This is a genomic window from Tabrizicola sp. (assembly GCF_051645465.1).
In the GTDB taxonomy this organism is placed as follows: domain Bacteria; phylum Pseudomonadota; class Alphaproteobacteria; order Rhodobacterales; family Rhodobacteraceae; genus Tabrizicola.
The window spans coordinates 1-10,489 of record NZ_JBOFBI010000031.1; the positions used below are offsets into that span (position 1 = coordinate 1).

The window sequence follows — 10,489 nt, forward strand, 5'->3', positions numbered from 1 at the left end:
AGGGCGGGGGTGGTCGCCTAGTCGCGTCGCAGCTCTGCGATGCATCGTCCAGCGAACACCCGTATTCAGCCTTGAAACAGCCGATGGTCTGGTTCGCGCCCGCGTCGGCGACGTGGTAGTGGTAGCCGATCCCTTCCGTCACATGCCCGCGGCATTCGTCCAGATCGGCGGGCTCGGTACCATCGGGGTCAAGCCGGGCGAACAGGGAATAGCCGTCCATCGCGATGCCGATGAGTGGGGCGTGATCCTCGGTGACCGCGATCTCCGGGCTGCATCCTGTCACGGCGTGGTAGTGATAGCCGGCGTGCGGGTTCACATGACCGCCGCAATCGTCGAATGGTGCCAGCGTATAAGCGCCCAGGATCCTGTCGACCGGCGCGGGGGCATCGTACTTGATGCCGTTGAAGGCCAGACCCACCCCCACAAACGGGGCGCCGCGCATCGACCGGCTGCAGCGGGATGACATAGGTCACCACCGCCTCTTTCTCCATGTCGCTTGTCAGGCATTCGACACAGTGGTTCTAATTGGTCGGGTCGACATCTGGCCGCGTGGCGAGCTCGCAGGCTTCCTTGCCTTCGGTTAGGTTCACCTTGCCCGTCGCCGGATCGAAAAGCTGCCAGTCGGGATCGTCGTAGAAGGTGGAAAGGTTCTTCACGAAGGCACCATCCGCGTCGTACATCGTGCCCTCATGCGGCCAGATGCCCGAAGCGTCTGGCCCGTCCGAGATGTTACGGGGGCACCAGGGGCCCATCTCGTTCTGCTCCAGCGACGACTTCACGGTGATGCTGAAGCAGGTCGTTTCGCTCCCGCCCGACAAGGTGCAATCCACCAGTTCGGGCTCGCTGACGATGGCGGCAGGGTCGAACATCGCCTTGATCTGGGCAAGGTGTTCGGCCTCGCCTTCTGCTCCGGCAATGGAAGGAAGGGCAGCAAGCAGTGGGACGAAGCCCATCAGGCGGCGTGCGATGATCATGGTGCTCTCCTTCCCTGGTTGGCCGATTGCCGGGTTTGGTTCAGTCGTCCGTGCTGCGCACGCGCCAGGTCTGATAAGCGCTTTGCGCGTCCTCGCAGGCGGCCAGGGTCATTACCTTGATCTGGTGCTGCGAACCCCTGCCCAAGCGAGTCTCCGAAGCGAGGGTCAGGCACATCGTGGGTGCGGCGACAGGGGTGATCGTACCTTCACCAGTGAAGGTGAAGTTCTGCATGTCGCTGCCGTCACAGGCCGCCAGCCCGATCGTCGCACCCGCGTCCAGCGAGGACAGCGTGGCACAGACGTCGAAGTCCGTCATGTAAAGCTGGTTCTCGGCAAACTTTTCGGTCTCAAACTTCTGATCGGTACCGAGGTCGCCTCTGTAGCTGTAACAAGTGTGGCCCTGCAGGCCTCTTGTGATATCGACATTCTCATTTCCTCCCGCGATATCAATGCAATATCCGTTCAGGATATCATCAAGATCATCTGCAAGAGTGACTTCGACCGTCTCGGCATGGGCTGTCGATGCGAAGGTCAGAGCGAGGGTTGTGACGAGAATTGTTGAAGCAGAGCGCATGTCAGTTCCTTTGTCGTGGGATGGCGTCAGAGGATGCCACCAGGCAGTCCCGGTGGGTCAGTCGATCATTTTGCGGAGGAGGACGAGGTTGTCCAAGACCAGGTTCGACGACCAGATGAAGGCCGCATCGGCCCCTTCGGTATCGAACACCTCTGGGAAATTTGTGAAGCCCGGCTTCTCGTCCACGCCGACCGTGTCGTTGCTGTAAGTCAGGGCATTGGGCCAAGCGCTGTCGTCATAGTCCGGCTGCGTCCAGCCCTCGGGCAGCGGCCAATGCGCGGCGGAAAAGCCCGCACCGTCCTCCGCCGGATCGCTGCTGCAGGCGGAGCTGTCGCGGCTGGCACCATCGACTTTCAGGCAGGTGGGATCGGCAAGGGGGCTCGTGTAGAAGGTCTGCGCTTTCCAGCTTTGGTCGCTGAGCGCGACCGTCTGGCCAGATGCGTCTTGAACGTGCAGAACAACCCCCGCATCGCCAGGAGTATAGTCCGCCCCGCGCCCTTTTTCGGAGCCGAGGCCCAAGTTTTCCTCCCAGTCGACACCCATGATCGCAAGGGTCACAGGCCGGGTGGCGGAGAAGCGGATAACGTTCGAATTGAACGGGGTGAAGGGCACGGGCTCCACGGCGATCAGGGTGCCGTTCACGTAAAGCTCGAAGTAGTTGTCGGCAAAGACATAGGCCACAAACTCTTCTGTGCCGCCTGCATCGGCGACAGGAATGCTGGCCAGGTCGAGGTCCGACAATCTGGAATGTTCGGTGCCGCCGCAGTCGTTGTAGAGGTCGGGGGCCTTGGGCCCTGTTTCAAACTGCGTTGCAGCAGGAACGGTCCAGACCTGCCGGTCTTCCGAAGCAATTTCGCCTACTTCGCTGACCCGGGAACCCGAGCCGCAGTCAATGAGGCCGGGGTTGATCGTCGTCGCCGCGCCGAGCGTGAAGCTCGCTTCCTGCGCGAGCGCGCCCGAGGCCAGAGCGGCGCAAAGCGCAGCAGACGAGGTAATGGGTCGAAGGTGGCTGGCGGTGGTCACGGAGACGATCCTTCCACGGTGGAAACGCACGTCGACCCGGATTTTCGCGAAAGACTGTGGAGCCAGCATGGAGAGCGGCAATCGCCGGGCGGAATGCCGCGCATTCGCCGGGTGGTGCGTGCAAACGGCCTCGGCCTGCGCCGTCACCACACATTCTAGGCACGTCCGATGGCGCTAATTCATCGCCCCACAGCCGCTAATCTTAGATTAAGGCCGGTAATGACAAACCTCCCGTTCGCAACAGAGCGATCTAAGACACCCATCGACGTCTGCTAGCAGACTGCGGTCATGCTTTCGAACCCGGACCATCCGAAACCACGGCCCAGTGCCGTCATTCAGGTCGATGTGTCTGCTGCAGTGCAACACCCCATTAGCGGTCATTCCCGTCCAACTTGGACCGTGGTGACGTAGGAAGGCGAAGTGTTCGATGCTCTTGAACCCCGCGATTGCACCGCCGCTGCCGTTGGGATGCACCCGTGCGGGTCGTGAGCGACGAGGCTCTCGCAACGCGAGAGCTTTCGTCTTGTTTCTTCGACGGAGGAAAGATTGTGAAGCAGCTGGTGAACAAACTCCACCCGCCAAGTGTTGCTAGTGGCTTCATAGTTGGAGATACGCCAGCTCAGCTATCCCAGGGCCTTGCGATGTCCGATCGGACGGACTTGCGGGGCGGGTGGCAGAAGCGCTCGTATGTCGGCAAAGGGAAAGCGCGGTTCGAATCGGAACGCTTCTGCCCGCGCCGATGGGGGCCGTTGCATTCGCCCGAGCGGAAAGCGGCCTGGCGGTTGGCCATGGCGACAAAGCGATCGGGCGTCTGCGTGGCATGGGCGAGAATCGCTGTCTCCTTTGCCGCCCAGTGGCTGGTAACATCGACCCAATGGGTCGGGATGAAGGCGGTGCCGTTCATTGTGTCCATTAACAGGACGGGCACAGAAAAGCCTGCGGCCTGCAATGCCGCTGCCGCAAGCGTGCGATGGTCGCTATGGTAGTCGTTCGGCGTGTGGGTCAGGAGAAGGTCGGGGCCTGTCTCATCGATCAGCGCCACAAGAGCCGCCTCAAGCTCTGCGTCCGCCCGCAAGGTGCCGTCGGGAAAGCCGAGATTGCGTGGCGCACCGAAGCCAAGCGGTGCCAGCGCCATTGCAGTTTCTGCGGCGCGCAGGCGGCACAACTCGTCGGCCGGCAAAGCGCCTCCTTTGGCCCCGTCGGTGGCCACGCAGAGCGTCAGGGTGGCGCCCATGGCGGCCCAGGCCGACAGGGTGCCAAATGCGAAGATCTCCAGATCGTCGGGATGGGCGCCGATGGCAAGGATCCGCATGCTCATCCCTCCTGTCGCAGAAACTCCAGCACCATGGCGGCGGTCCAGGTGAAGCGCCCGCCACCCAGCGGTTCACCTGTCTGCGGATCGTAGTATTCAGCGAAGCCGCTTTCGCGGATCAGATCAAGGCTCGCCGCGCTGATGCGGGCCGCTGCGTCCTCTTGCCCCGCCCGCGCCAGCCCGTCGGCGATCATGTAGTTCACCACCAGCCACACCGGCCCGCGCCAGTAGCGCTTGCCGTCGTAGCGGGGGTCTTGCGGACTGTGGCTGGCAACAGGAAAGCGTGTGCCGTGGCGGTCGATGCTGGCAGCAATCCTGGCGGCCCGCGATGCGGGGATGGCGCAGAACGCCGCGAGCAGACCTCCGACCGATGCGCTTTCGATCAGCGCCCCTGCCACCCGGTCGCGGCAGAGATATTGGCCGTCGCGCTCGGACCATAGGCTTTCCATTGCGGCCTGGCCCTTCGCGGCAAAGCTCCGGTTCTCGGCGGCCAGAGCGGCGTCTCCCAAAGCTTCGGCCAGATCGGCGAGGTCGGCGCACGCCCGGATCAGGATGGCGTTGAAGCCCGGATCGACTACCTGAAACGGCGAGGCATCGTGGAGTTTCGCGGTGTCCCAGTTCAGGCTCCGGAAATGCTCAACCAGCCACAGATAGCGGTCGTACTGCGCCTTGGTCGGGCGATGGGCGGGGTCGGCGTGCTGGGTGTCGCGGCGGGTGTAGGGGGCGATGCCTTCGGTTGGCACCCTCTCGAACGGGGTGTCCCAGTCGATGGAATTGTCGCGGCCGGCCTCCCAGGGATGGATGATCGCGACCAGCCCCTCGCCCGCCGGGTCGCGGGTGGCATAGAACCAGCGGTGCCAGGCGGCGACCTTGGCCAGAAGGGCGCGAGCCCGGGCCGTGGCGGTTTGGCGGTCCTTCGCCAGATCGTATAGCCGCTTCAGCGCAAAGCCCGCCACCGGGGGCTGGGTGATGCCTGACGTCGGCACCGGGCGGTTCGTGGCCCAGATATCGGGGCCGGGGAAATAGCCGTCGTCCGGCTGGTGAAACACGATGTGGGGCACCATTCCGCAGGGCCACTGGTGGGCGAAGAGAGTCTCGATCTCGAGCCAGGCGCGGTCTTCGTCGAAGTGGCGCTGGCCGAGGGCGGTCAGGCAGCTGTCCCAGTTCCACTGGAACGGATAGAGACCCTTGGTCGGCACGGTGTAGGTACCACGGTCATTCTCGCGCAGGATCGCGATGGCCACTTCGGTCAGGCTGGCCATGTCAGGGCCTTCTGGGTTTCGGGGTCGAACCAGCGGATACGGTCGGGGATCGGGGCAAGGTGCAGGGTATCGCCCGGCTTCGGGGTCGAGGTGCTTTCCAGAACGGCGCGGAAGGGCTGGCCCGCGACTGTGGTGGTGACAAGCGTATGGGGCCCAAGCGGTTCGACGACCCGCACTTCGACCGAAAGGCCGCTTTGGGCGGGATGCAGGTCTTCCGGGCGGATCGCGAACTCGGCGGCGCTGGCGGCGGGACCGTCGAAGACCTGCCCGGCTACCTCCCATTTGCCTGTGCCCGCAGGGTTGGCTGGCAGAAAGTTCATCGGCGGGTTGCCGATGAAGCTGCCAACGAAGCGCGCGGCGGGGTTGCGGTAGACCTCAACCGGGTTCGCCGCCTGAACGATCCGTCCGCCGTTCATGACCGAGATGCGGTCGGCAAGGCTCATCGCCTCGACCTGATCGTGGGTCACGTAGATCGTGGTGGTTTTCGATGCTGCTAGAACGCCCTTCAGTTCGGCCCGCATCTCCAGCCGCAGAAGCGCGTCGAGGTTCGACAGGGGTTCGTCCATCAGGATCACGTCCGGCTCCATCGCCAGTGCGCGCGCAACGGCGACGCGCTGGCGCTGGCCGCCGGAAAGCTGGCCGGAGTAGCGCTTCAGAAGCTGCTCGATGTGCATCAGTTCGGCAGTGCGATTGACCCGCCGCTCCACGTCGGCCTGCGGCAGCTTCTTCATCCGAAGGCCGAAGGCGATGTTCTCAAACACCGTCAGATGCGGGAAGACGGCGTAGTTCTGGAACACCATGGCGATGCCCCGTTCTCGTGGCGGCAGATGGTCCACCCGCCGCCCGCCGATCCAGACTTCACCGGACGTCGGAGTTTCAAGCCCCGCGATGATGCGCAGAAGCGTGGTCTTGCCGCAGCCGGACGCGCCCAGCAGCACCATGAATTCCTGATCCGCGATGGTCAGGTCGATGGAGTGCAGCGCGTTGAACGCCCCGAAGCTTTTGGCAACGCCCTTGATGTCGATAACGGCCATGGTGCCCCCCTAACGGTTCGCGATGCCCCACATCGCAAAGAGGTATTTGCGAACAGCGAAGATGAAGATGAGTGCCGGCATGACCAGCGCGGTGCCGCCCGCGAATTTCAGGGGCAGCGGCGAGACATCCAGCGATTGCAGGAGGAACGCGGTCAGCGTGCGGTTCTCGATGGTCAGGACGGCAGCGGCGAAGACCTCGTTCCAGCTGATGACGAAGGCGAAGACGGCGCTTGCGGCGATGCCGGGCGCGGCCAGCGGCAGGATCACCTTGATGAAAGCCTGCACCCGGTTGCAGCCCAGCGTCCATGCGGCCTCTTCCAGCTCCAAAGGGATGCCGGAGAAGAGCGAGAAGGTGATCAGCACCGCGAAGGGCAGCGCCAGTGTTGTATGCACCAGCGCAAGGCCAAGGATCGTATCATCGAGCCCCGTTCGGATGAACATCACCGCGAGTGGCAGCGCCAGAAGCGGTAGCGGGAAGGCACGGGTCATCACGACCAGAAAGCGGAACGCCTCCTTCCCCGGAAAATCGAAACGCGAGAGCGCATAGCCCGCCGGCGCGCCGATGCCGATGGACAGGATCATTGTCACGGTAGCCACCTGAACGGAATTCCACAGGGCCTGTGCGACCCCGGAGAAGCCGAAGAAAAAGGTCAGCGACTCCATATCGAAAGAGGGGAAGAAGGACTTCGGAAAGCCGGTGACTTCGTCAGGCGCTGACAGGGCGTTGACGAACAAAAGCCAGATCGGCCCCAGCACCCAGATCACGAGCAGGGCGATCCCTGCGATGAACACGCGGTTTCCGGCGCGGCGGATAGTCGGATCGGTCATATCCGGGCCCCCTTCGGTACGTGCAGGAGCTGCAGGATCAGGATCGTGAAGGCAACCGAGACGCCAAGGATCACCATGGCATAGGCCGCCGCGACGCCGCGTTCCTGCATGGCGAACTGCCAGTTGTAGGTTTCCGACATCAGGACCGGGAACTGCGTGCCGCCAAGGGCTACGACCACGGCAAAGACCTCGAACGCCAGGATCACCCGCAGGATCAATGCGGTCTGGAGGCTCGGCCGCAGCATCGGCAGGGTCACCCGGCGGAACCGCTGCCAGCGCGTCGCGCCGAAGACCTCGGCCGCCTCGCCATATTCCTTGGGGATCAGACCCATCCCGGCCACCAGGATCACCATCATGATCGCCGTTGCCCGCCAGACCTCGGCCAGCACGATGGCCGCAAAGATCACCCAGGTGTTCTGATAGCTGAGAAGAAGGATCGGCTGGTCCACGATGCCGAGGCCCACGAGCAGGCTGTTCAGGAACCCGGACTGCTCAAAGATCGACAGCCAGATCAGCCCGGCAGCGAGGTCCGAAATCCCGAGCGGGATCGCGAAGATGTAAAGGATCGCCGACCTGCCGCGTTGCAGCTTTGAGACGATCGAGGCCATGGTCAGCGCCATCGCCAGCTGGACCGGCACCACGACCGCGGTCAGCAGCATGGTGTTCCAGAACGCCGTGCCGAACTTCCAGTTCCCGGCCATCTCGCGGAAGTTGTCCAGACTGTAGGCCCCGTCGCTGCTCAAGCTGTCTATGGCGACAAGCCCGAAGGGGTAGAGGAAGAACAGGCACAGAAAGGCCGTGGCTGGCAGCAACAGCAGATAGGGCAGCATGCGGGGCATGGCCGGACCTCATCAGTGAGCGGAAACCCGGAGGCGCGGAATGCCGCGCCTCCGGCCATACGGGCTCAATTCACCGGGCAGGGGCCCTCGGACGCGGCATCCGGTGCCCAGCAGGGGGCACCCGTCTCGGCCATCAGGGCGCGCAGCGCTTCGGCCTGCTCGTCCAGCACCGGGCGGATATCCTGACCGCCGAGGATGATCCGCTCGAACACATCGATATAGACCTGATTGAACTGGCCGCCCTTGTCGCCCAGCCCCATCGGCAGCAGCACCTGCAATGCGTCGGGCGCGCTTACCGTCGCTGCAATCGCCGGACCCGAGGCGCGTACCGACGCGGGCATGTCATCGGGCAGCGCCACATCCGTCACTGGAAAGAAGTTGGTCGCGCGCAGCGTGGCGATCTGGATTTCGGGCTTCAGCATATAGGCAACCAGAGCCTTTGCCTGCTCCATGTCCGGGGCCGTCTTGGGCACTGCGATCCCCGCCACTACGGGCATATATGCCCGCCCCTTCGGCCCGGCAGGCACCGGGAATGCCACGAAGTCATCCGGCCGCTGGTTGAAGGCATCGGCGACCCGCGCCACATGGTCGAAGGCAAGCCAGACCTCTTCCGTCACCAGCTGCTCCTGCATGAAGCTGTAGTTGGTCGAGGCAGGATTGGCGTATTGCCACAGCTCGCGGAACTTGCCCCAGGCCTCTTCCGCCCCGGCGGACCGGAATTCGGTGACCGTCGATCCGGTATAGGCAGGCAGCAGGAAGCCCTGGAAGAAGCGGTGCTTCAGGCCCTTCGGCCCGGCGGGAAAGCCGAATTTCGGCCCGCCCGTGCCTTCGGCCAGCGCCTTGGACCAGGCGATCAGCTGGTCATAGGTCAGGGTATTCAAGTCAGCCCCCTCGGGCAGGAACTCCAGGGCTTTCTTGTTGGCTACCATCAGATAGGTGGCCTGCATCCAGGGAATGTATTTCTGCTCCTCAGTGCCCAGAGTGCCCAGCTCCATCATCACGGGGTTGACGCCGGTCGTATCGATCCCGCTCAGATCGACCAGGTCCGCACCAAGCCCCGACAGATCGCCGTGCAACCCGCCAAGGAGGGCGATGGTCCCCGATCCCGCCTGAAGTTCGGCCTGGATGCGGGTCAGCCATGGCCCGGGATCAGACGGCTGGTAGTCGACGCCGCCCGGAAAGCCCGCCAGGACATCGTCGCGCATCTTCTGGCTTTCCTCGACCGGGTTGGCTTGGGTCGACCAGAACAAAGGTTCAGCCAGTGCGGGCAGTGCGGCCAGCGCAACGCCCGCCGCGGTGACGGTCGTGCGAAGATATGACATTGATTTCATTCTTGTTCTCCTCCCGTTGTTGCGTGGCCTTCTATCCGGCGGGTGCCGGTCCGTGACTGGCGCGCGGCACAAGTCGCGGCCGGATCAGATGTGTCTGGGGGGCGAGCCCCGGATTGGCGATGCGCGCAACCAACATGCGCGCGCATTCCCTCGCTGCGAAGTCGACGTCGCTGTCAAAGGTCGTCAGACCCGGGCGGGCCATCGCTGCCGAGGCGATGTTGTCAAAGCCGATGACGCTGAGCTCACCCGGCACCGAAAGCGATAGCTGCTCGGCCTCTTGCAGCACGGCCAACGCGAGGCCGTCGAACATGGCCAGCACGGCGGTCGGGCGGGGCATGCCGGTCAGCATGTCGTGGATCACCTGTTTGCGCCGAACGCTGTCGTAGCGGGGTGATGTGACGATGCTGAGCGTCACCGAAGGGTCGCCGCGCCGCTCGATCGCACGCAGCAAACCTTCGGTGCGGTGCAACCGGAAGGTCATCAGCTCTTCGATGGTGAGCAGCGCAAAGCGCCGGTGACCCAGTTCGTAAAGCATGTCGAACGCCTCGCCGGAGGTTGTGAAACCATCGGTATCGACCCAGTCGTAAGGCGAGGTTTCGGCAGCCACGCGGCCATGGGTGACGAAGGGAAAACCGGCAGCGATCAGGAAATCGACACGCGGGTCCACCTCGGAGGTGCGGCCAAGGATAAGCCCGTCGGCGCGGCGCGAGGCGACGATGTTGCGGATGACCGACAGCTCGGACTGACCTTCTGGGATAGCTGCAAGGAAGAGGTCGATGCCTTGCGAGCCTAGACCCTGACCGAGGCCGGACAAGAACTCGCCAAGATAGCTGTCTTCGCGGCCATAGCCCGGATCGGTCAGCACCAATCCGGCAAAACCGCTGTTGCGCTTGCCGACCAGGCTTTGCGCGGCGCGGTTCGGCATATAGCCAAGCTCGCCCGCCAGCTGCCGGACCCGTTCGCGCGTGGCTTCAGGAATGCGGGGATGTCCGGCAAGGGCGCGCGACACGGTCGATGGAGCAAGACCCAAGGTCCGCGCGATGTCCTTGATCGTCGCCGCCATGCGAAAGGCACCCCTTCCAAAGTCGTCAGACGCAGCCCGTAAGCATGCAACCTAGCATTCGGGCGCGATTCGTGCAAACGATTGCGCAATACCAGTCGCCGCCGGCCCTTACCAGACACTCGGCCTTGGCATGTCGCCGCAAGGCAGCATGTCTAAAGCGGACGCACTCGCTGAAGCCATGCATTCCGAACTTTGCTCCGGTGGCGGACGGATTTTGCCGGGGCGCTGGAAGCCCCGGCAAAGTTCTTG

At 63.7% G+C, this 10,489-nt stretch carries 11 protein-coding genes; all 11 read right to left on the reverse strand.

Going from position 1 to position 10,489, the window contains the following annotated elements; all coding sequences use genetic code 11:
- Positions 1-442: YHYH protein (locus tag ACRCSW_RS01865; RefSeq protein ID WP_438702298.1), on the reverse strand; the 442-nt coding region annotated here is incomplete at its 3' end.
- 79 nt (positions 443-521) lie between these two features.
- Positions 522-974 (reverse strand): hypothetical protein, encoded by a 453-nt coding sequence (locus ACRCSW_RS01870; protein WP_438702299.1) that lies wholly within the window; start codon positions 972-974, stop codon positions 522-524.
- Between the two features lie 40 nt (positions 975-1,014).
- On the reverse strand, positions 1,015-1,548 hold the full coding sequence (locus ACRCSW_RS01875; protein ID WP_438702300.1) for a ricin-type beta-trefoil lectin domain protein: 534 nt from the start codon (positions 1,546-1,548) through the stop codon (positions 1,015-1,017).
- 57 nt (positions 1,549-1,605) lie between these two features.
- On the reverse strand, positions 1,606-2,571 hold the full coding sequence (locus ACRCSW_RS01880) for a hypothetical protein (protein ID WP_438702301.1): 966 nt from the start codon (positions 2,569-2,571) through the stop codon (positions 1,606-1,608).
- A 619-nt stretch (positions 2,572-3,190) separates the two neighbouring features.
- On the reverse strand, positions 3,191-3,883 hold the full coding sequence (locus ACRCSW_RS01885) for a PIG-L deacetylase family protein (protein WP_438702302.1): 693 nt from the start codon (positions 3,881-3,883) through the stop codon (positions 3,191-3,193).
- 2 nt (positions 3,884-3,885) lie between these two features.
- Positions 3,886-5,145 carry an MGH1-like glycoside hydrolase domain-containing protein gene (locus ACRCSW_RS01890; RefSeq protein ID WP_438702303.1) on the reverse strand — a complete coding sequence of 420 codons (1,260 nt, stop codon included), beginning with the start codon at positions 5,143-5,145 and terminating at the stop codon, positions 3,886-3,888.
- Positions 5,133-6,179, reverse strand: a complete 1,047-nt coding sequence (locus tag ACRCSW_RS01895) for an ABC transporter ATP-binding protein (RefSeq protein ID WP_438702304.1) — start codon at positions 6,177-6,179, stop codon at positions 5,133-5,135. The genes ACRCSW_RS01890 and ACRCSW_RS01895 overlap by 13 nt, the downstream gene beginning before the upstream one ends.
- A 9-nt stretch (positions 6,180-6,188) precedes the next feature.
- Complete coding sequence (locus tag ACRCSW_RS01900; RefSeq protein ID WP_438702305.1) at positions 6,189-7,007, reverse strand: carbohydrate ABC transporter permease; 819 nt, start codon at positions 7,005-7,007, stop codon at positions 6,189-6,191.
- A complete protein-coding gene (locus tag ACRCSW_RS01905; protein WP_438702306.1) occupies positions 7,004-7,846 on the reverse strand; it encodes a carbohydrate ABC transporter permease in 843 nt (280 codons plus the stop codon). Before ACRCSW_RS01905 ends, ACRCSW_RS01900 begins: the two co-directional genes overlap by 4 nt.
- A gap of 65 nt (positions 7,847-7,911) precedes the next feature.
- A complete protein-coding gene (locus ACRCSW_RS01910) occupies positions 7,912-9,177 on the reverse strand; it encodes an ABC transporter substrate-binding protein (RefSeq protein ID WP_438702307.1) in 1,266 nt (421 codons plus the stop codon).
- 31 nt (positions 9,178-9,208) lie between these two features.
- Positions 9,209-10,240, reverse strand: coding sequence for a LacI family DNA-binding transcriptional regulator (locus ACRCSW_RS01915; RefSeq protein WP_438702308.1), 1,032 nt, complete (start codon positions 10,238-10,240; stop codon positions 9,209-9,211).
- Positions 10,241-10,489: the final 249 nt, after the last annotated feature.

Excerpts from the sequence above, each read along its gene's own strand:
- ACRCSW_RS01915 (WP_438702308.1), bottom strand. The coding sequence starts at position 10,240 with ATGGCGGCGACGATCAAGGACATCGCGCGGACCTTGGGTCTTGCTCCA.
- ACRCSW_RS01910 (WP_438702307.1), bottom strand. The coding sequence starts at position 9,177 with ATGAAATCAATGTCATATCTTCGCACGACCGTCACCGCGGCGGGCGTT.
- ACRCSW_RS01900 (WP_438702305.1), bottom strand. The coding sequence starts at position 7,007 with ATGACCGATCCGACTATCCGCCGCGCCGGAAACCGCGTGTTCATCGCA.
- ACRCSW_RS01875 (WP_438702300.1), bottom strand. The coding sequence starts at position 1,548 with ATGCGCTCTGCTTCAACAATTCTCGTCACAACCCTCGCTCTGACCTTC.
- ACRCSW_RS01905 (WP_438702306.1), bottom strand. The coding sequence starts at position 7,846 with ATGCCCCGCATGCTGCCCTATCTGCTGTTGCTGCCAGCCACGGCCTTT.
- ACRCSW_RS01870 (WP_438702299.1), bottom strand. The coding sequence starts at position 974 with ATGATCATCGCACGCCGCCTGATGGGCTTCGTCCCACTGCTTGCTGCC.
- ACRCSW_RS01895 (WP_438702304.1), bottom strand. The coding sequence starts at position 6,179 with ATGGCCGTTATCGACATCAAGGGCGTTGCCAAAAGCTTCGGGGCGTTC.
- ACRCSW_RS01890 (WP_438702303.1), bottom strand. The coding sequence starts at position 5,145 with ATGGCCAGCCTGACCGAAGTGGCCATCGCGATCCTGCGCGAGAATGAC.
- ACRCSW_RS01885 (WP_438702302.1), bottom strand. The coding sequence starts at position 3,883 with ATGCGGATCCTTGCCATCGGCGCCCATCCCGACGATCTGGAGATCTTC.